21 protein-coding genes and 1 riboswitch are annotated in these 18,848 nt (G+C 67.7%); of the genes, 20 read left to right on the forward strand and 1 reads right to left on the reverse strand.

All coding sequences use genetic code 11. From position 1 onward, the window contains the following. The first annotated feature begins 68 nt into the window (after positions 1-68). The 12 genes from def to hisF all read left to right on the forward strand — a co-directional run bounded on the left by def (position 69) and on the right by hisF (position 10,303). Positions 69-671 (forward strand): peptide deformylase, encoded by a 603-nt coding sequence (def, locus tag ACZ9J7_RS15640; protein ID WP_476210672.1) that lies wholly within the window; start codon positions 69-71, stop codon positions 669-671. Further along, a complete protein-coding gene (gene fmt, locus ACZ9J7_RS15645; protein ID WP_476210674.1) occupies positions 668-1,588 on the forward strand; it encodes a methionyl-tRNA formyltransferase in 921 nt (306 codons plus the stop codon). The genes def and fmt overlap by 4 nt, the downstream gene beginning before the upstream one ends. Then, on the forward strand, positions 1,585-3,219 hold the full coding sequence (locus tag ACZ9J7_RS15650) for an RsmB/NOP family class I SAM-dependent RNA methyltransferase (RefSeq protein ID WP_476210675.1): 1,635 nt from the start codon (positions 1,585-1,587) through the stop codon (positions 3,217-3,219). The genes fmt and ACZ9J7_RS15650 overlap by 4 nt, the downstream gene beginning before the upstream one ends. A gap of 81 nt (positions 3,220-3,300) precedes the next feature. After that, positions 3,301-3,978, forward strand: a complete 678-nt coding sequence (rpe, locus tag ACZ9J7_RS15655; protein WP_476210677.1) for a ribulose-phosphate 3-epimerase — start codon at positions 3,301-3,303, stop codon at positions 3,976-3,978. 39 nt (positions 3,979-4,017) lie between these two features. Beyond that, a riboswitch (FMN riboswitch) is annotated at positions 4,018-4,166 on the forward strand. A gap of 170 nt (positions 4,167-4,336) precedes the next feature. Then, complete coding sequence (gene ribD / locus ACZ9J7_RS15660; RefSeq protein WP_476210679.1) at positions 4,337-5,476, forward strand: bifunctional diaminohydroxyphosphoribosylaminopyrimidine deaminase/5-amino-6-(5-phosphoribosylamino)uracil reductase RibD; 1,140 nt, start codon at positions 4,337-4,339, stop codon at positions 5,474-5,476. Further along, entirely contained in the window at positions 5,476-6,138 is a 663-nt protein-coding gene (locus ACZ9J7_RS15665) for a riboflavin synthase (RefSeq protein WP_476210681.1), read from the forward strand. The genes ribD and ACZ9J7_RS15665 overlap by 1 nt, the downstream gene beginning before the upstream one ends. Next, on the forward strand, positions 6,135-6,908 hold the full coding sequence (gene ribB / locus ACZ9J7_RS15670) for a 3,4-dihydroxy-2-butanone-4-phosphate synthase (RefSeq protein WP_476210683.1): 774 nt from the start codon (positions 6,135-6,137) through the stop codon (positions 6,906-6,908). The genes ACZ9J7_RS15665 and ribB overlap by 4 nt, the downstream gene beginning before the upstream one ends. Further along, positions 6,905-7,639 (forward strand): GTP cyclohydrolase II, encoded by a 735-nt coding sequence (gene ribA, locus ACZ9J7_RS15675; protein ID WP_476210685.1) that lies wholly within the window; start codon positions 6,905-6,907, stop codon positions 7,637-7,639. Before ribB ends, ribA begins: the two co-directional genes overlap by 4 nt. A gap of 33 nt (positions 7,640-7,672) precedes the next feature. Next, positions 7,673-8,161 (forward strand): 6,7-dimethyl-8-ribityllumazine synthase, encoded by a 489-nt coding sequence (gene ribH / locus ACZ9J7_RS15680; protein WP_476210686.1) that lies wholly within the window; start codon positions 7,673-7,675, stop codon positions 8,159-8,161. Positions 8,162-8,265: 104 nt separating this feature from the next. Then, positions 8,266-8,529, forward strand: coding sequence for a phosphoribosyl-ATP diphosphatase (locus tag ACZ9J7_RS15685; RefSeq protein ID WP_009358176.1), 264 nt, complete (start codon positions 8,266-8,268; stop codon positions 8,527-8,529). An 83-nt stretch (positions 8,530-8,612) separates the two neighbouring features. Next, the gene (gene hisG / locus ACZ9J7_RS15690) at positions 8,613-9,473 is read left to right on the forward strand and encodes an ATP phosphoribosyltransferase (protein WP_476210692.1); all 861 of its coding nucleotides are present in this window, start codon (positions 8,613-8,615) and stop codon (positions 9,471-9,473) included. Between the two features lie 53 nt (positions 9,474-9,526). Beyond that, positions 9,527-10,303, forward strand: coding sequence for an imidazole glycerol phosphate synthase subunit HisF (gene hisF / locus ACZ9J7_RS15695; protein ID WP_476210693.1), 777 nt, complete (start codon positions 9,527-9,529; stop codon positions 10,301-10,303). Positions 10,304-10,376: 73 nt separating this feature from the next. Here the strand turns inward: hisF and ACZ9J7_RS15700 are convergent, their stop codons facing one another. After that, positions 10,377-11,021 (reverse strand): TIGR03085 family metal-binding protein, encoded by a 645-nt coding sequence (locus tag ACZ9J7_RS15700; protein ID WP_476210695.1) that lies wholly within the window; start codon positions 11,019-11,021, stop codon positions 10,377-10,379. Positions 11,022-11,133: 112 nt separating this feature from the next. Between ACZ9J7_RS15700 and hisI the strand changes: the two genes are divergently transcribed. The 8 genes from hisI (at position 11,134) to lgt (ending at position 18,587) form a co-directional block, all read left to right on the forward strand. Then, positions 11,134-11,574 (forward strand): phosphoribosyl-AMP cyclohydrolase, encoded by a 441-nt coding sequence (hisI, locus tag ACZ9J7_RS15705; RefSeq protein ID WP_476210697.1) that lies wholly within the window; start codon positions 11,134-11,136, stop codon positions 11,572-11,574. A 112-nt stretch (positions 11,575-11,686) separates the two neighbouring features. Then, positions 11,687-13,249: an anthranilate synthase component I gene (locus ACZ9J7_RS15710; RefSeq protein ID WP_476210698.1), complete on the forward strand. Its 1,563-nt coding sequence runs from the start codon at positions 11,687-11,689 to the stop codon at positions 13,247-13,249. Beyond that, the gene (locus ACZ9J7_RS15715; protein ID WP_476210700.1) at positions 13,249-13,920 is read left to right on the forward strand and encodes a Trp biosynthesis-associated membrane protein; all 672 of its coding nucleotides are present in this window, start codon (positions 13,249-13,251) and stop codon (positions 13,918-13,920) included. Before ACZ9J7_RS15710 ends, ACZ9J7_RS15715 begins: the two co-directional genes overlap by 1 nt. A 104-nt stretch (positions 13,921-14,024) precedes the next feature. After that, positions 14,025-14,312, forward strand: a complete 288-nt coding sequence (locus tag ACZ9J7_RS15720) for an HGxxPAAW family protein (RefSeq protein ID WP_141160741.1) — start codon at positions 14,025-14,027, stop codon at positions 14,310-14,312. Beyond that, a complete protein-coding gene (gene trpC / locus ACZ9J7_RS15725) occupies positions 14,312-15,133 on the forward strand; it encodes an indole-3-glycerol phosphate synthase TrpC (RefSeq protein ID WP_476210702.1) in 822 nt (273 codons plus the stop codon). Before ACZ9J7_RS15720 ends, trpC begins: the two co-directional genes overlap by 1 nt. A gap of 120 nt (positions 15,134-15,253) precedes the next feature. Further along, a complete protein-coding gene (trpB, locus tag ACZ9J7_RS15730; protein WP_476210704.1) occupies positions 15,254-16,573 on the forward strand; it encodes a tryptophan synthase subunit beta in 1,320 nt (439 codons plus the stop codon). Beyond that, positions 16,570-17,418 carry a tryptophan synthase subunit alpha gene (trpA, locus tag ACZ9J7_RS15735; protein ID WP_476210706.1) on the forward strand — a complete coding sequence of 283 codons (849 nt, stop codon included), beginning with the start codon at positions 16,570-16,572 and terminating at the stop codon, positions 17,416-17,418. The genes trpB and trpA overlap by 4 nt, the downstream gene beginning before the upstream one ends. Positions 17,419-17,420: 2 nt before the next feature. Then, positions 17,421-18,587, forward strand: a complete 1,167-nt coding sequence (gene lgt / locus ACZ9J7_RS15740) for a prolipoprotein diacylglyceryl transferase (RefSeq protein WP_476211875.1) — start codon at positions 17,421-17,423, stop codon at positions 18,585-18,587. The last annotated feature ends 261 nt before the right edge of the window (positions 18,588-18,848 follow it).

Consider the following 18,848-nt stretch of genomic DNA (forward strand, 5'->3'; position numbering starts at 1 on the left):
CACGTGAAGAGACTGCACCTAAACTGGATAGGTTCCCTTTTGCCGCCAACCGTGAGGACACACAGCGCATGGCTATTCTGAATATCCGCATCATCGGCGATCCTGTGCTGCGCACAGTCGCCGATCCCGTGACGGAATTCGGACCCGACCTTGCCAAACTGGTCGCCGACATGACCGAAACCATGGAGGACGTCGAAGGCGCCGGCCTCGCCGCTCCCCAGATCGGCGTCAGCAAGCGCATCTTCACCTACCGGATCGACGGCGTCGAGGGCCACATCATTAATCCTGTCCTGGAGAACAGCGAGGATTACCAGCCGGACCACGTGGAGGGCTGCCTGTCCATCCCAGGCCTCGGTTTCCCGGTCCGCCGTTTCCGCGCCACCCGCGTCACCGGTGTCGACATGCACGGCAACCCGGTCTCCATCGACGGTGAAGGGATGCTGGCTCGCTGCTTCCAACACGAAAACGACCACCTGGACGGCATTCTTTACACGGACCGCCTCGAGGGCGAGGACCGGAAGGCCGCCCTGAGGTCCATCCGCAACGCCAATTACGACGCCGTCGCCGGACGAACCACAGCCAAACGCGCCAAGAGTGTCGGGTCAAGCTTCGGCGGCGCCAGCTTTGGCGGAACCAGCACCCCCGGCTCCAGCTTCGGCGCAGCCGGGTGAGGGTCCTCTTCGCGGGGACACCCGCCGTCGCAGTTCCCTCCCTGAACGCGCTGGTCAACGCCGGTTTTGACGTCGTTGCCGTCCTGACCCGGCCCGACGCACCGCTGGGCCGCAAGCGCGTGCTGACGCCGTCGCCCGTTGCCCAGCGGGCCGCGGAACTGGGCATCGACGTCATCCGCGCCGCGCGCGTCGACGCCGATGCCATCGCCGGCATTGCCGCGGTAAAGCCGGATGTCGCGGCCATCGTCGCTTATGGCGGGCTGGTTCCCCCTGATGCCCTGGGCATCCCGCGGCACGGCTGGGTCAACCTGCACTTTTCCCTGCTGCCCGCCTGGCGCGGCGCGGCCCCGGTCCAGCGATCCATCATGGCCGGAGACGACGTCACCGGCGCCGTGACGTTCCAACTCGAGGAAGGCCTGGACACCGGGCCGGTCTTCGGCACGCTGACGGAGGCCGTCAAGCCCCAGGACACCGCAGGGGACCTCCTGGAACGGCTGTCCCACAGTGGCGCGGTCCTGCTGGCCCAGACCCTGTCCGCCATCGACGCCGGAAAAGCAGTGCCGCAGCCGCAGGCCGGGGATGTCTCGCTTGCGCCGAAATTGACGTTGGAGGACGGCCACCTGAACTGGGCACACCCGGCTCTTGCCATCAGCAGGCAGGCACGCGGTGCCACCCCCGAGCCCGGTGCCTGGACCGTGCTCCACGGGCAGCGGGTCAAAGTCGAGCCGGTCCGGTTGCGGCCGGATGTTTCCGGGCTGGCCCCGGGAGCCGTGGAACTTAACGGCAAGGCCGTGCTGGTGGGAACAGGGTCGCACGCGGTGGAACTGACGCGTATCCAGCCTGCCGGGAAAAAGATGATGGCCGCCCCCGACTGGGCGCGCGGTTTGGCTTCACTGGAGAGCGTGGTGTTCGAATGACCGGGTCCGGAGGCAATACAGGCGGACGGGGCAGTGCCGGAGGACGCAGCAGCGCCGGGAAAGGCGGCCAGGGCGGCAGCGGCGGAGCTGCCGGCGGCGGCCGTGGCAATGGCGGTCCCCGGGACGCCAGCCGGCGGAACGCCAAGGGGCGCGAACGCAACCGCGGTCCGCAGCGGAGCTTCACCGAGCAGGCTCCGGCCCAGCGCACCAGGCGCGCGGATCCCGCCCGCCTCGTGGCCTTCGAGGTGCTCCGCGCCGTCGCGGCGGAGGACGCCTACGCCAACCTCGTGCTGCCGGCCCGGATCCGGCACCACCACCTGGACAAGCGGGACGCCGGATTCGCCACCGAGCTGAGCTATGGCGCACTCCGCAACCAAGGCACCTATGACGCCATCCTGGCTCGGTGCGTGGACCGTCCCCTGGCCCAGCTGGACCCGGCCATCCTGGATGCGCTCCGCATCGGCGCCCACCAACTGCTTGCCATGCGGGTCCCCGCCCACGCTGCACTGGACCAGACCGTGGGGCTCGCCCGCGCGGTGATCGGCGCCGGACCGTCGACGCTGATCAACGCCGTCCTGCGCAAGGTCGCCGCCCGCAGCCTCGAGGAGTGGCTGGACCTGCTCGTGGCAGGCGAAACCGACGCCACGAAGGTGGCCGCGGTGAAGTACGCCCACCCCGAGTGGATCGTCCGGGCCATGCGGCAGTCCCTCGTGGCCCACGGCCGTTCCGCGGCAGAGATCGATGAGCTGCTGGAAGCCGACAACGCCGCCCCGGTGGTCAATCTCGTTGCGCTGCCCGGGCTGGGCAACCTGGACGAAGCACTGGAAGGCGGCGCCACTTCCGGGGAGCTCGTTGAAGGTTCAGCGCTCTCCAGTGGCGGCGACCTGGGCCGCCTGGCTTCCGTCCGCGCCGGCACCACCCGTATACAGGATGTCGGTTCCCAGCTGGTGGCCAGGGCCCTGGCCGCGGTGGACCTTGATGCACCGGTGGACGGAAGCGAGCCCCTGAGCGCCCCAGCGGCCGACGGCGGCGCTGAAGCGTGGCTCGATCTCTGTGCCGGTCCCGGCGGGAAAGCCGCGCTCCTTGGTGCGCTGGCGCACCAACGGGGCGCCACCCTGCTGGCGAACGAGCCCGCGCCGCACCGGGCCAAGCTGGTCAGCCAGGCACTAGGCGCCGTGCCGCACGGCAGCTGGCAGGTCCGCACCGGCGACGGCCGTGAAGTGGGCGGTGAGCAGCCGGAGCAGTATGACCGTGTGCTGGTTGACGTTCCCTGCACCGGCCTCGGCGCACTCCGCCGCAGGCCGGAGTCCCGGTGGCGTCGTTCGCCCAAGGACATCGCGGACCTCGGGCCATTGCAGCGCGAACTGCTGGCGTCAGCCTTGGCCGCCGTCCGGCCAGGGGGAGTGGTGGCCTACGTGACCTGCTCACCGCATCCTGCGGAGACAACAGCAGTTGTGTCAGACGTCCTGCGCAAGCGCACCGACCTTGAACTCCTTGACGCCGGGGCCGCCCTGGACGCGGTCAGCCTGACCGGGTCCCTCGGTGCCGGCCACGAGCTCACCGCACAGCTCTGGCCCCACATCCATCACACCGATGCGATGTTCCTTGCCCTGATCAGGAAGAAAGCCTGACCAGCAGGAACGGCGCGACACCCAGCAACCACGACGTGATCCATGCCGTGGGACCAGAACAACTAGCGAAAGGCTTTTTCCGTGACGCAGTGCTGCATCAACCCGAGCATCCTCTCCGCCGACTTCGTCAACCTTGAGGCCGAACTGCAGCGGATCAGCAATGCCGACGCCGTGCACGTCGATGTCATGGACAACCACTTCGTTCCCAACCTGACCATAGGGTTACCCGTCGTGCAGCGGATCCAGGCCGTCAGCCCCGTGCCGCTCGACGCCCACCTGATGATCGCCGACGCGGACCGCTGGGCGCCTGGTTTCGCGGATGCCGGCGTGGCCTCCGTGACGTTCCATGCCGAAGCTTCCATTGCACCCATCAAGCTGGCGCGGGAACTGCGCAGCAGGGGAGCCAAAGCAGGGATGGCCCTGCGCCCGGCAACGGCAGTGGAACCGTACCTGGACATGCTGCCGGAACTGGACATGCTGCTCATCATGACCGTGGAACCGGGGTTCGGCGGCCAGGCGTTCCTGGACATCACCCTGCCGAAGATCCGCAGGGCCCGGGCGGCCGTGGACGGCTCCGGACTGGGGGTGGCCATCCAGGTGGACGGCGGCATTACCGAAGAGACCATTGCCCGCGCCGCCGAAGCCGGGGCCAACGTCTTTGTCGCCGGTTCCGCCGTGTACGGCTCCGAGGATCCGTCCGCTGCCATCGACCTGCTGCGCGCCAAGGGCAGCCGGACATTACGTGCCGCGACGGAATAACCGGGAGGCCGCCCGGGTTGTGGCACAATAACAACACACATACGTGCTCCGGGGTCGGTGTAAGTCCGAACCGGCGGTGACAGTCCGCGACCCGCGAGCCGGTGTCCTCCCAGGAGGATTCCGGCAGACGGTTGAACCGGTGGAATTCCGGTACCGACAGTTAAAGTCTGGATGAGAGAAGCACGTACAGCTGTATCTGCGCAGCCTTTGGGCTCCGCAGCGTTCTGCTGTCGTATCCCCGGAGCCATCGCGGTTCGACAGGGAAGGAACGACGCACAATGAACCCCCAGCGATGGCTCTTTAATGCCGCAAGTACTGCCGCTTCCAAGGCAGGCAACTCCTCCGCAGTGGCATCCGCATGACGGGCGCCGCGAAGCTCCAGCCGGACGCCGGCGTGGTCACAGCCTTCAGCGCCGCCGAAACCGGCGCCATGGAAGACGCCCTCGAGGCAGCTCTGGAAGGCCCCCGCGGCGCGAATCCCCTGGTGGGCGCCGTCGTCATTGGGCCTGACGGCCGCCAGCTGGTTTCCGGCCACCACCGCGGCGCCGGCACCGCACATGCCGAAGCCGACGCAATCGCGCAGGCCGCCGCCGTCGGACTGGATCTGTCCGGTTGCACCATGGTGGTCACGCTGGAACCCTGCAACCACGTGGGCCGAACGGGTCCCTGCACGGAAGCGATCATCGCCGCCGGAATCACGGACGTGGTGTACGCCGTGGATGACCCCCATGACCCTGCTGCCGGGGGAGCGGCGACGCTGCGCGCGGCAGGCGTCCGGGTCCGGAGCGGACTGGGCGCCGATGAAGCCCTGGACCTGAACCGCCAGTGGTTCGAGGCAGTCGCTGCCAAGCGGCCCTTCGTTACCCTCCATATCGCGCAGACCCTTGACGCCCGCATCGCCGCCGAAGACGGCACCAGCCAGTGGATCTCCAGCCCGGAGTCCCTGGCGGACAACCACGGGATCCGCAGCCGCATCGATGCCATCCTGGTGGGCACGCAGACTGTGTTGGTGGATAACCCCCGGCTGACTGCCCGGGACGCCGCCGGCAATCCGGCGCCCAAGCAGCCCGTCCGTGCCGTCATGGGCCTGCGGGCCATCCCGGAGGACGCTGCAATCCATGGGGACGACGGCCTGGCCGTCCACCTCCCAACCCGTGATCCCCGCGAAGCACTGTCCATGCTGTACACGTCCGGGATCCGCCACGTCATGGTTGAGGGCGGATCCAGCATCCTGAGCTCCTTCCTGGCGGCCGGCCTGGTGGATGAACTCATCGTGTACCTGGCGCCCACCCTGCTGGGATCCGGCACCGCCGCACTGAACGGGCTGGGCATCACCAGCCTTCCCGACGCCCAGCAATGGGAATGGGACGCCTCCGACGGCGGCGCGGTCCGGACGCTGGGCCGGGACCTCAGGCTCCACCTCAGACCGCAACGCAAAGTTGCACTCGATTACCCACCATCCCGCGGCAGCGCGGACCAGGCCCAGGGAGGCTACTGATGTTCACCGGAATTATTGCCGAGCAGGGGCAGGTGCTGTCCGTTGAGCGCGACGGCAACACCAGCGCCACCGTGCGGCTGCACGCGCCCGCCTCGACCGACGGCCTCGCGCTGGGCGGCTCCATCGCCGTCAACGGGGTCTGCCTCACGGCAACCGCCATCGACGGCAGGGACTTCAGCGTCGACGTTATGGGGGAGACCCTGGTGCGGAGCACCATCGGCGAGCTCACCGCCGGCGACTCCGTGAACCTGGAACGGTGCGTCCCCGCAGGCGGCCGCCTGGACGGCCACGTGGTGCAAGGGCACGTGGACGGTGTAGGCGTCCTGCTGGAACGGGAGCCCCAGGGCAACTGGGAGCGGCTGCGGTTCGGCGTCCCCGCCAACCTGGCCCGGTACATTGCCGAGAAAGGCTCCATCGCCATCGACGGCGTCTCCCTCACGGTGACTGCCGTCAGCCCTGCCGCGGAGCAGGAACCCTGGTTCGAAGTGGGACTGATACCCACCACCCTCGCCGAAACCGGACTGGGCACCAAGACCACCGGCAGCCGGGTGAACCTGGAAGTGGACGTCCTGGCCAAATACACCGAACGGCTGCTGGCCTTCCGCGGCGCCGGAGCGCAAGCAAGCCACGACGAAGACGCCCTTGCGGGAGGTGCACTGTGAACGCAGCTGTCCGCCTGGCGCCCGCCGTCGCGATTGATCCCCAAACCAACCAGCCGGTCACCGGTGGCCCTGCCACGGGCGTGGCGTCATCCGGACCCGCCCGGGGACTGGATTCCATTGAGGACGCCGTGCGCGCCATGGCTGCCGGGCGCCCGGTGCTGGTGGTCGACAACGAGGACCGCGAAAACGAAGGCGACATCATCTTCGCCGCCCAGCACGCCACTCCGGCGCTGATGGGCTGGACCATCCGGTACAGCTCCGGCGTGATCTGCGTGCCGCTGACGGGGGACCGCGCCGACGCACTGGCGCTGCCTCCCATGACGGCCGTCAATGAGGACGCCAAAGGCACCGCCTACACCGTCTCCTGTGATGCGGCGATCGGCGTCAGCACGGGAATCTCCGCCACGGACCGGGCCCTGACCGCCCGGATCCTGGCCGACCCGCAGGCTGGACCGGCGTCCGTGACCAGGCCGGGGCATATTTTCCCGCTCCGTGCAGTTAATGGTGGTGTGCGGGAACGCCAGGGCCACACCGAGGCCGCTGTGGACCTGTGCCGCCTTGCGGGCCTCGAGCCTGTCGGGGTGATCGCGGAAGTGGTGTACGACGACGGCGAAATGATGCGCCTGGACGGGCTCCGTTCGTTCGCAGCTGAACATGGGTGCCCCCTCATCTCCATCGAGGACCTGGTGGCGTATCTTGAAGCCGGGGCCGGGGGCGCCCCGGATGAGGATGCCCGGGTGGTCCCGGGTGGAGAAAAGGAGAAACGATGACGGCAGCGGCAGCCAGCGACGACAGCCAGCACAACGGCCACCGCAAGTCCCACGCGGTGTCCGGCGAGGCGCCCCATCCCGTCAGCGGAGGACCGGTAGTGCAACTGCCCACCGCCTTTGGCGACTTCGTGGCGCAGGCGTGGACCGACCTCGTGACCGGTGTGGAACACCTGGCCGTCAGCTCGCCCAATGCTCCCACCGACGGAAAAGCTCCCCTGGTCCGGCTGCACTCCGAGTGCCTGACCGGCGACGTCTTTGGTTCCTACCGGTGCGACTGCGGGGAACAGCTCGCCTTCGCGCTGGAGCTGATCCGGGACAATGGCGGAACGCTGCTCTACCTCCGCGGCCAGGAAGGCCGCGGCATCGGCCTGGCCAACAAGATCAAGGCCTACGCGCTGCAGGAAGCCGGCTTTGACACCGTAGAGGCCAACGAACAGCTGGGCCTTCCCGTTGATGCCCGCTGCTACAAGGCCGCGGCGCAGATCCTGGCGGAAATGGGGCTGCACGAGGTGCGGCTGCTGAGCAACAACCCGGATAAGCAGAACAGGCTGGCCAACGCCGGGGTGAAGGTCGTGGAAATGGTGCCCACCGAGGTCCCGTCCCGCGAACAGAACATCCGGTACCTGCGCACCAAGAAGGACCGCATGGAACACATGCTCCTGCTGGACACGCAGGCGGCGCCCGTTCCCGTGACCGCCCCCGAAACCCCCTACGACCACGAACAAGACTGACGTCTTTACGAACGAACGGAACACAACAAACCCATGAGCGGACACGGCGCCCCCGACATCGACCTCAGCACCCTCAACCCTGCTGAGACCTCACAGCTGAAGCTGGCAATCATCGCAGCCAGCTGGCACACCCAGATTATGGACGGACTCCTGGACGGCGCCCTGCGCGCTGCCAAGGATGCCGGCATCCCCGAGCCCACCGTGCTGCGCGTTCCGGGCAGCTTCGAGCTTCCGGTGGCAGCCGCACGCCTGGCACCGCACTTTGACGCCGTGGTTGCCCTCGGCGTCGTAATCCGCGGCGGAACCCCGCACTTCGACTACGTCTGCCAGGCTGCGACGTCGGGCCTCACCGACGTCAGCGTAGCCACCGGTGTGCCGGTGGGCTTCGGCGTGCTCACCTGCGACAACGAGCAGCAGGGGCTGGACCGCGCCGGGTTGCCCGGCTCCAAGGAGGACAAGGGCCACGAAGCCGTCACCGCGGCGCTGGCCACCGCCGTCGTCCTCAAGCAATACCGCAGCTAAGCCGCGGCGCGCCGCACGGGCGCGGTGTGTATTCCCTCACATCGCGCCCGTCATGCAACCGCCCGGGAAGCGCCGCCGCGTCCGCAGCAAGTAGGCTGGAGGGCGTGAAGAATTTCGAGACGCTGTTCGCTGAGCTCAGCGAGAAGGCAGCCACCCGCCCGGAAGGCTCCCGCACCGTCGCTGAATTGGAGTCCGGTGTTCACGGCATCGGCAAAAAAGTCGTTGAGGAAGCAGCCGAAGTCTGGATGGCTGCCGAATATGAATCCGATGAAGCTGCGGCCGAGGAAATCTCCCAGCTGTTGTACCACCTGCAGGTCCTGATGCTCGCCAAAGGCCTGACCCTGGAAGACGTTTACAAGCATCTGTAGCCACCGGTCCGGCGCCCTGCCGCCGGGCCCGCTGTGGCCTGCACTGCCTGAAACCAACCCTTCCACCCCAGAAAGAATTCCCCATGCTGCGAGTAGCCGTCCCCAACAAGGGCTCCCTGTCCGAAGCCGCCTCCGCCATGCTCTCCGAAGCCGGATACCGCCAGCGGCGCGACGGCCGCGAGCTGGTCATGGTGGACCCCGACAACGACATTGAGTTCTTCTTCCTCCGCCCCCGCGACATTGCGGTCTACGTCGGCCGGGGAACTCTCGACGTCGGCATCACCGGCCGCGACCTGCTGCTGGACGCCGAGGTGGAAGCCGAAGAGCTCCTGCCGCTGGGATTCGCCGCCTCCACGTTCCGTTTCGCCGGGCCGGTGGGCGATTTCAGCTCCGCCGCCGAACTCGAAGGAAAGCGCCTGGCCACCAGCTACGACGGCCTGCTCCGCAACTACCTGGCCGAACGCGGGATCAACGCCAAGGTGGTCCGGCTCGACGGCGCGGTGGAATCTTCCGTGCGCCTCGGCGTCGCGGACGCCATAGCCGACGTCGTGGAAACCGGCAACACCCTCAAGGCCGCCGGCATGGAAATCTTCGGCGAGCCCATCCTCAAATCCGAAGCCGTCCTCATCCGGCGCACCGGTTCCGGCGGGGAAGCCAACGGCACGGCCAAGGAGATCGAGGTCCTTATCCGGCGGCTCCAGGGTGTCCTGGTGGCGCGCCAGTACGTCCTGATGGACTACGACATCCGCAAGGAGCTCGTGGAGAAGGCCGCCAGCCTGACCCCCGGGCTTGAATCGCCCACGGTCTCCCCGCTGCGCGACTCTGACTGGGTGGCTGTCCGGTCCATGGTCCCCAAGAAGGAAACCAACCGGATCATGGACGAACTGTACGATCTGGGCGCCCGCGCCATCCTGGTCAGCAGCATCCACGCCTGCCGCATCTGATCCCCGTCTGATTACCGGCGACCCCCAGCAGCACTGAATCTCCAGGAGTACCCATGGCAGTAGCAGTCCGCGTCATTCCCTGCCTCGACGTCGACGCCGGGCGCGTCGTCAAGGGTGTCAACTTCGAGGGCCTCCGCGATGCCGGCGACCCCGTGGAACTCGCCCACCGCTACGACAACGCCGGCGCCGACGAACTGACCTTCCTCGACGTCACCGCGTCTTCCGGCAACCGGGAGACCACCTTCGACGTTGTTCGGCGCACCGCCGAGGAAGTCTTCATTCCGCTCACCGTTGGCGGCGGCGTCCGGGGCGTGGCCGAGGTGGACAAGCTCCTGCGCTACGGCGCGGACAAAGCCTCCATCAACACGGCGGCAGTGGCCCGCCCGGACGTCATCGACGAGATCACCCGGCACTTCGGCTCCCAGGTGCTGGTTCTGTCCGTTGACGCCCGCCGCACCCGGCCCGGATCGAAGCCCACGCCCTCGGGCTTCGAAGTGACCACCCACGGCGGCCGCACCGGCACCGGGATCGACGCCATCGAATGGGCCAGGGAAGCAGCCGACCGCGGCGTCGGGGAGATCCTGCTGAACTCCATCGATGCCGACGGCACCAAGGACGGCTTCGACCTCGAACTCATCAAGCTGGTCCGGGCCGCCGTCAGGGTACCGATCATCGCCTCCGGCGGTGCGGGGGAGCCGGCGCACTTCCCGCCCGCCGTCGCGGCCGGCGCGGACGCCGTCCTGGCTGCCTCAATCTTCCACTGGGGCCCGGACAACATGATGTCCCAGGTCAAGGACGCCATCCGCGAAGCAGGCTTCGAAGTCAGGTAGCAACTGTGGCGCCAGCCGACTGTGCTTGAGCCTGTCGAAACCGGATTTCGACAGGCTCAATCACCGGGTTCGGTTACAGCCCTACTTCGGCTGACTGGAGGAGGGCGACGGCGTCGGGCTGGCCTTCGAAGGTGACCAGGGCGTGGCGGGTGCGGCCATGGGCGTGCATCAGCAGTTCGCCCGGCTCACCGACGATGGCTACGGAAACCGGCGCGCGCTTGGCGACGTGGCGGGGGCCGGAGGGCCGGACCAGGACAATGCCCAGGTCCACGCCGCGATAGAGGATGGCAGCGCGTTTGACCAGTTCGTCCCACAACGCATCCGAGTAGGCCTCGTCCAGTGCCCTGGGCGCCCAACGGTCCACGGCGCGCCGGACGTCCTCCGTGTGCACGAAGTACTCGATCAGGTTGGCGCTCTCGTCCAGCGCACGGATGCTCATCGGGGAGAGGGCAGGCGGCCCGGCGCGGAAGGTGTTCACCAGCCGGGCGTAGTCCTCGTTGGTGGTGAGCTTGGAGGCCAGCTTCGCGGTGGCCTGGTCGGAAGCCTTGGCCAGTCGCTTGATGATCAAACCGAGCCCGACGGCGGCCTTCCGCTCGCGCAGGTAAAGGTGCGCGGCAAGGTCCCTGGTACGCCAGCCCTTGCACAGCGTGGGCGCATCAGGGCCGGCCGCAAGCAGGGTTTCGGCCAGGACTTCTCGGGACGGTTCGACGAAATGCATCACTTGTGAAACTAGCACGAGTGGTGTGGAGATGGGCAGCACTGCGGCGGCCGGTGGCGTGCCGTTGTTCACAACAGGAGAACGGTCCGGCCGAGGCACTAGACTTGAGGCGATGTCTGAGCAGCCAACCCCCGTCCAAACCGCAGGATCCGCCGTGTCCCACGTGCCGGCGTCGTCCGTCGGATCCGCACCGGCGAGCCCGCTTCCCACGGAGGTGGCCGCCGCCCTCAAGCGGGATGGGGCGGGCCTGGTAGCCGCTGTGGTGCAGCAGTATGACACGAACGAAGTGCTCATGCTCGGCTGGATGGACGACGAAGCCCTGCACCGCACCATGACCACCGGACGCGTGACGTTCTACTCCCGCTCCCGCCAGGAGTACTGGCGCAAGGGGGACACCTCGGGGCACGTCCAGTGGGTCAAATCCGTAGCCATGGACTGCGACGGCGACGCCCTCCTGGTGCGCGTCGACCAGGTAGGTGCCGCCTGCCACACCGGCACCCGGACCTGCTTCGACGGCAGGGACCTTGACGTCGTCGCAGGCCAGGCAGGCTAGGCGGAACACACGGCCCGGGCCGGCCCCCAGACGGCCGGAGGCATCCCAGCAAAGCACATCCAAGGAACCGGCGACGCCGGGCCTTTCGAAGAACAGGCGGACAAGCACAGCCATGCAGGACCTCGGAACCATCAGCCCCAGCCTTGAGGAGTTCCGGGAACTCGCCGGCCACAGCCGCGTCATTCCCGTCCGGCTCAAGGTCCTCGCCGACGCCGAAACCCCCATCGGCCTGTACCGGAAGCTGGCCCAGGGGCAGCCCGGCACCTTCCTCATGGAGTCGGCCGCCGTCGGCGGTGCCTGGTCGCGCTACTCCTTCATCGGTGCCAGATCGCGGGCCACGCTGACCACCAAGGACGGCCAGGCGCACTGGCTGGGCGAGCCGCCCGCCGGGGTACCGGTCAGCGGCAGCCCGGTGGACGCCATCCGTGACACCATCGACGCCCTGCGAACGGACCGGTTCGAAGGGCTGCCGCCCTTCACGTCCGGCCTCGTGGGCTTCCTCGGCTGGGAAACCGTCCGGCACTGGGAGCGGCTGGTCAGCCCGCCGGAGGACGATCTGCACCTGCCGGAGATGGCCCTGAACCTGGTCACGGACATGGCCGTGCACGACAACGTTGACGGCACGGTCCTGCTCATCGCCAACGCCATCAACTTCGACAACAGCTCCGAGCGCGTCGATGAGGCCTGGCACGACGCCGTGGCCAGGGTCAAGGAACTCCTGGCAAGGATCAGCGCTCCCGTGGTGCAGCCCGTGTCCGTGCTGGCACCTGCCGCCCTGGACTTCGCCTCCAGCGTCCAGGAACGCTGGGACGAAGCCGAATACCTGGCAGCCCTGGACCGTGGCAAGGAAGCCATCGTCGACGGCGAAGTCTTCCAGGTGGTCATCTCGCGCCGCTTTGAGATGGAGTGCAAGGCCTCCGCCCTGGACGTCTACCGCGTGCTCCGCAACACCAATCCCAGCCCGTACATGTACATTTTCAGCCTCGAAGACGCCGAGGGCCGCGAATACTCCATTGTCGGGTCCTCCCCGGAGGCGCTGGTGACGGTCACGGGCGAGGAAGTCATCACCCACCCCATCGCCGGCTCCCGCCCCCGCGGCAAGACGGTCGAAGCGGACAAGGCGCTGGCCGAGGAGCTGCTGGCCGACCAAAAAGAACGCGCCGAGCACCTGATGCTGGTGGACCTGTCCCGCAACGACCTCTCCAAGGTCTGCGTTGCCGGCACGGTGGATGTCACCCAGTTCATGGAGGTGGAGCGCTTCAGCCACATCATGCACCTGGTATCCACCGTGGTGGGGCGGCTCGCCCCGCAGGCCAAGGCCTACGACGTCCTGAAGGCCACGTTCCCGGCCGGCACCCTCTCCGGAGCCCCCAAGCCCAGGGCGCTGCGCCTCCTCGATGAACTGGAACCGCACCGACGCGGCATCTACGGCGGCGTGGTGGGCTACCTCGACTTCGCCGGCGACATGGACATGGCCATCGCCATCCGGTCCGCGCTGCTCCGGGAGGGGCGAGCCTACGTGCAGGCCGGGGGCGGCATCGTGGCAGACTCGGTGAACCCCACCGAGGCCATGGAAACGGTCAACAAGGCGGCCGCCCCGCTGCGCGCGGTCCACACCGCCGGATCCCTGCACAACATTTCGGCGGAATCCCTCCCCGGCGGGACTGATTCCTGATGCCGGATTCCGGAGCAGCGGTGGGCCCCGCAGGCAAGGCCGGCACAACCGGCGGTGCCGGCACGCCCGGGAAGGCACGCCGGACGCCCGTCTGGGCGCGCAAGTCCACGCTGGTGCTGCTGATCACGCTCCTCGCGCTGGCCGCCTTCGGCACCACCACCCAAACCTGGATGACAGCCACCCTCGATCCCAACCAGGTGGGTCAGGCCGGGGCCACGCAAAGCGCCATCCAGGTGCAGGGCAGCAAGGCCGCCACCACCGTGACGGCACTGGCACTGGTGGCGCTGGCCGGGGGGCTTGCCGCTGCCATCGCGGGCAGGATTGCCCGGTGGGTCATCACCGCCATCATCCTTCTTGCTTCAGCCGGGGTGGTCACCGCCGCAGCCATGGTCCTGGCGGATCCGCTCGCGGCGGCGCAGGGCACTATCGCAGGGGCCACCGGGATCTCCGGCAGCCAGGCACACGTTGAGCTCACCGCCTTTCCCGTGCTAGCCGTCGTCGCCGGCTGCCTGCTGGCCCTGGGCGCGCTGCTGATCCTGCCCGCCTCGCGTTACTGGAAGACGCGGACGAAATATGACGCACCCGGCGCCGCCGGGACCGTTGCAGCGGCAGGGCCGGTGGACGAGATCGACAGTTGGGACCGGCTTTCCCGCGGCGAGGACCCGACCTAAGGCCTTCGGCTGCCACCGCCGGCCGGGCGCCCAGCCCTGCGGTACGCGGGCGGCGGCCAAAAAATGGCAGAATGTAAGCAGTATCCACCCTGAGGAGATTTTCCATGAGCAAAGCACCTGCGTCCGTTTCCAAGTCCGGCACCCGACAGGTCGCCCCGGGCGCCATTGACCACAGCCAGGAACTTGGCCACGGCAACAGCCCGGCCGCATGGACCTGCGTTATCGTCATGCTCGTCGGCGCGCTCATCGCAGCCATTGCCTTCGTCATCGCCAGCACCCCCATCTTCATCGGCGGCGCCGTTGTCATGGTGATCGGCCTGATCCTCGGTTACGTCATGCGCAAGGCCGGCTACGGCGTCGAGGGCAGCAAGCTGAAGAACTCCGGCCACTGATGGCCACTGTTCTCGATGACATCAACGCCGGTGTCAGGGAGGATATGGACGCCAGGAAGCGCCTCGTTACCCTGGCTGAGCTGAAGGACCTGGCCCAGGCCGCGGCACCCGCCCGCGACGCCTGGGCAGCCCTCGGTGGAACCTCCCCAACCCGGGAACAGCTGAAAGTCATCGCCGAAATCAAGCGCCGCAGCCCCTCCAAGGGCGATCTCGCGAGTATCGGGGACCCGGCGTCGCTCGCCAGGCAGTACGCCGACGGCGGTGCCTCCGTCATCAGCGTCCTCACCGAGCAGCGCCGCTTCAACGGGTCCCTGGCCGACCTCGATGCCGTGCGCGCCGCCGTCGACATCCCGCTGCTGCGCAAGGACTTCACGCTCGACGAGTACCAGATCTGGGAAGCCCGTGCCCACGGCGCCGACCTCATCCTGCTCATCGTGGCGGCCTTGTCGGACGCCCAGCTCACCGAGTTCAGCGCCCTCAGCCGGGAGCTCGGCATGAACGTCCTGGTGGAGACGCACACGGAGGAGGAAATCGAGCGGGCCGTTGAGGCCAACGCCCGCATTATCGGCGTCAACGTACGCAACTTGAAGACGCTCGACGTCGACCGTTCCGTCTTTGCCTCACTTGCCGGGATGATCCCCGCAGAGGCCGTGGTGGTGGCCGAGTCAGGTGTCCGGGACGCCGACGACGTGACGCACTACGCCGCCAGCGGCGCGAACGCCATCCTCGTGGGCGAGGCGCTGGTAAGCCACGCAACTCCCCGGGAACGCATCGCCGAGTTCACCGCTGCCGGCGCAGCCGCCATAGCTGCCCGCGCCTGAGGCACACAGCATTCATCCTGCGGGGCCGGCAGTTGGGGCCCCGCAGGGCAGGCACACATTTCCGGCCACCGGCCGGAGCCGCACACTTTTGACTACAACCAACCGAACAGGACAGGACTGATGGCTGACGCACCCTCGGGAAACGCTGACAACAAGACCGCGGAAGCATTCCTGCAGGGCGGATCCCTCCGCCACGCCCCGGGGCCGTACTTCGGCAACTACGGCGGGCGATGGATGCCTGAGTCGCTCATTGCTGCCCTGGACGAACTCGAAGAGACCTTCAACAAGGCCAAAGACGATCCCGAGTTCCGGGCGCAGATTGCCGACCTTAACAAGAACTACTCCGGCAGGCCGTCACTGCTCACGGAAGCCAAGCGGTTTTCCCAGCACGCCGGGGGAGTGCGGGTGTTCCTCAAGCGCGAGGACCTGAACCACACGGGGTCGCACAAGATCAACAACGTACTGGGCCAGGCACTGCTCGCCAAGCGCATGGGCAAGACCCGCATCATCGCCGAAACCGGTGCCGGCCAGCACGGCGTGGCCAGTGCCACCGCCGCCGCCCTGATGGGCATGGAGTGCGTGGTGTACATGGGCGCCGAGGACTGCCGCCGCCAGGCCCTGAACGTAGCCCGCATGGAGTTGCTGGGCGCCAAGGTCATTCCCGTGACCAGCGGATCCCAGACCCTTAAGGACGCCATTAACGAAGCCCTCCGGGACTGGGTGGCCAACGTGTCCAACACGCACTACCTGCTGGGCACCGCGGCAGGTGCCCATCCGTTCCCCGCCATGGTCCGGTACTTCCACGAGGTCATCGGTGAGGAAGCCCGCGCCCAGATCCTGGAGCAGGAGGGCCGGCTCCCCGACGCTGTCTGCGCGTGCATCGGCGGCGGCTCCAACGCCATCGGCATCTTCCACGGGTTCCTGGATGATCCCAGCGTGAAGATCTACGGGTTCGAAGCCGGCGGCGAAGGCGTGGAGACCGGCCGGCACGCCGCCACCATCACCCTGGGCAAGCCCGGTGTGCTCCACGGCGCGCGCTCCTACCTGATGCAGGACGACGACGGGCAGACCATCGAGTCGCATTCCATCTCCGCCGGCCTGGACTACCCGGGCGTCGGGCCGGAGCATTCCTACCTGGCCGACATTGGACGGGTGAGCTACGAGCCCATCACGGACGGTGAGGCGATGGAAGCCTTCCGTCTCCTGTGCCGCACCGAAGGCATTATCCCTGCCATCGAGTCCTCGCACGCACTGGCAGGTGCCATCAAGGTGGGCCAGCGGCTCGGCGCCGAAGACCCGGCCTCCGCGGGCGACAAGATCGTGATCGTCAACCTGTCCGGACGCGGTGACAAGGACGTGGCCACCGCCGCCGAATGGTTTGACCTGCTGGACAAGAATTCCGCCGAATCTGAAATCGGCAAAGAGGGGGAGCAGCTGTGAACAGCGCAGACATCGCCAGCCAGGCAGGGACCACCAGCAAGTCGGCAGCGGCCATCGACAGGGCGCGCTCCCAGGGGCGTTCGGCCCTGATCGGCTACCTCCCCGCCGGCTACCCCACCGTGGAGGACACCATCGCCGCGGGCATTGCCCTCGCGGAGAACGGTGCCGACCTGATCGAAATCGGCATCCCCTACTCCGATCCCGTCATGGACGGCCAGGTCATCCAGACGGCCACCACCGAGGCCCTGGCCAACGGCTTCCACGTCAGCCAGGTGTTCGACGTCGTAGCCGGCATCACCAGCAAGACCGATGCCGCCGTCCTGGTCATGACCTACTGGAACCCCGTCGTCCGCATGGGCGTGGATGAATTCTCCCGGCGGCTCTCGGAGGCCGGCGGCGCCGGGCTCATCACCCCGGACCTGATTCCGGACGAGGCCGCCGAATGGATGGCAGCCTCTGACAAATACGGCCTGGACCGGGTATTCCTCGTGGCACCGTCCTCCACGGCCGAGCGCATGCAGCGGACCGTGGACGCAAGCCGCGGCTTCGTCTACGCCGTGTCCATCATGGGCGTCACGGGTGCCCGGACATCCGTCAGCACGGCCGCCAAGGATGTTGTGGCAGCCGCGCACGGCGCAGGCGCAGAACGCGTCTGCGTGGGCCTGGGCGTCTCCACAGCGGACCAGGTCCGCGAGATCGCCGCCTACGCCGAAGGCGTGATCGTGGGCACCGCACTGGTGGCAGCGCTCCGCGACGGGGGAGTGGACGCCGTTGGCGCCCTCACCAAGGACCTCGCCACCGGGCTGAGCCGGGAATCCGGCCTTACGCAGGAAACCGGAGCGTGACCGTGCAGGCGCTCCTTCAGGCAACCGCCCTGGCACCCACGTTGGTGTCCGCCAGCATCCCCAGCCCTGACTGGTCCGGCTTCGACATCCCCCTCCCGTGGGGCAGCCTGCGGATCCACGCCTATGCGCTGTGCATCCTGGCCGGCATCGTGGTGGGCCTGTGGCTGACGTCCGTCCGCTGGGCCAAGCGCGGCGCCCCTGAAGGCAGCGTCTGGGACATCGTCATCTGGGCCATCCCCTTCGGCATCATCGGCGGCCGGCTCTACCATGTGGTCTCGTCCCCGGACGCTTACTTCGGCCCCGGCTTCAACGGCACTGGAGACCTCTCCCTGATTCCGCAGATCCAGCGCGGCGGGCTGGGAATCTGGGGCGCCGTCGTCCTCGGTGCCGTGGGTGCCTGGATCGGCTGCCGGCGCAGCGGCGTCAAGCTCAGCGCTTTCGCCGATGCCGCCGCGCCGGGCCTGCTCCTGGCCCAGGCCATCGGCCGGTGGGGCAACTACTTCAACCAGGAACTCTTCGGCGGACCCACCACCCTGCCGTGGGGCCTGCAGATCGACGCCAACAACCCCAACTTTCCCGCCGGAATGCCCGCCGACACCCTTTTCCACCCGACATTCCTTTACGAGTCGCTGTGGAACCTGGCCGGCGTCGTGATCCTCCTGGCCCTGGACCGGCGTTTCAGTTTCCGCCGGAGCAGGCTTTTCTGGCTGTACGCCATGTATTACACGCTGGGCCGCGTCTGGATCGAAGCCATGCGCATCGACGACGCCGAGCAGATCAGCCTCCTGGGCATCACCACCCGGCTCAATGTCTGGACCAGCATCTTCGTCTTCCTGGCTGCCCTGGCCGCCTTCATCATCCTGGGGCTCAAGGGCCGCCCGGAGCCGGACACTGTCTATCTTGCGGGCCATGAACCGGACCAGCCTGTTACGGCCGGACCACATTCTGAGACCGTCACAGAGGTCCGCGATCCGGACAATGTTGTCTCAGATAGTGATTCGCGTGGTAATCTCCCTGATAACCACAGCGGTTCCAGGCATGCTTCCGACCCCACGGAAGAAGCCGCGGCGGCACCGGCCGGCTCAAAGCCCGGAACGGATGCAGCGGCTGCCGGACATTCCGGCAGCACAGCCACGGGACCCGCGTCGGAGGCCGGCACCGGAAAGTAGGGCGCCGGCCAGGCAGGGCAGTAGAGCCACCGCTCGAAGAGCCCGAAACCACAATGTCGTGGCATGGGGCACCGTCCGGACAGCGTGAAGCTGCTGTCCGGTGTTGCCCCGGGCAGGTGCCTGCGTAACCGTTAGTTCAGCAGGCTGCGCTGACCTACAATTTCCAGTAATCAACACTTTGTTGTGCCCTTGCAACGGCGCCGACGAGTGGGGCCAACGGTGTCCCTTCCATACGCACGATCAGGAGGAAGGACGTCTCCC

It is taken from the genome of Pseudarthrobacter sp. TE9888 (assembly GCF_056279345.1).

What these genes read in the sequence shown, in the direction of transcription:
- def (WP_476210672.1), top strand. Translation starts at nt 69, where the DNA reads ATGGCTATTCTGAATATCCGCATCATCGGCGATCCTGTGCTGCGCACA.
- ACZ9J7_RS15650 (WP_476210675.1), top strand. Translation starts at nt 1,585, where the DNA reads ATGACCGGGTCCGGAGGCAATACAGGCGGACGGGGCAGTGCCGGAGGA.
- ribD (WP_476210679.1), top strand. Translation starts at nt 4,337, where the DNA reads ATGACGGGCGCCGCGAAGCTCCAGCCGGACGCCGGCGTGGTCACAGCC.
- ACZ9J7_RS15665 (WP_476210681.1), top strand. Translation starts at nt 5,476, where the DNA reads ATGTTCACCGGAATTATTGCCGAGCAGGGGCAGGTGCTGTCCGTTGAG.
- ribA (WP_476210685.1), top strand. Translation starts at nt 6,905, where the DNA reads ATGACGGCAGCGGCAGCCAGCGACGACAGCCAGCACAACGGCCACCGC.
- ribH (WP_476210686.1), top strand. Translation starts at nt 7,673, where the DNA reads ATGAGCGGACACGGCGCCCCCGACATCGACCTCAGCACCCTCAACCCT.
- hisG (WP_476210692.1), top strand. Translation starts at nt 8,613, where the DNA reads ATGCTGCGAGTAGCCGTCCCCAACAAGGGCTCCCTGTCCGAAGCCGCC.
- hisF (WP_476210693.1), top strand. Translation starts at nt 9,527, where the DNA reads ATGGCAGTAGCAGTCCGCGTCATTCCCTGCCTCGACGTCGACGCCGGG.
- ACZ9J7_RS15700 (WP_476210695.1), bottom strand. Translation starts at nt 11,021, where the DNA reads ATGCATTTCGTCGAACCGTCCCGAGAAGTCCTGGCCGAAACCCTGCTT.
- hisI (WP_476210697.1), top strand. Translation starts at nt 11,134, where the DNA reads ATGTCTGAGCAGCCAACCCCCGTCCAAACCGCAGGATCCGCCGTGTCC.
- ACZ9J7_RS15710 (WP_476210698.1), top strand. Translation starts at nt 11,687, where the DNA reads ATGCAGGACCTCGGAACCATCAGCCCCAGCCTTGAGGAGTTCCGGGAA.
- ACZ9J7_RS15715 (WP_476210700.1), top strand. Translation starts at nt 13,249, where the DNA reads ATGCCGGATTCCGGAGCAGCGGTGGGCCCCGCAGGCAAGGCCGGCACA.
- ACZ9J7_RS15720 (WP_141160741.1), top strand. Translation starts at nt 14,025, where the DNA reads ATGAGCAAAGCACCTGCGTCCGTTTCCAAGTCCGGCACCCGACAGGTC.
- trpC (WP_476210702.1), top strand. Translation starts at nt 14,312, where the DNA reads ATGGCCACTGTTCTCGATGACATCAACGCCGGTGTCAGGGAGGATATG.
- trpB (WP_476210704.1), top strand. Translation starts at nt 15,254, where the DNA reads ATGGCTGACGCACCCTCGGGAAACGCTGACAACAAGACCGCGGAAGCA.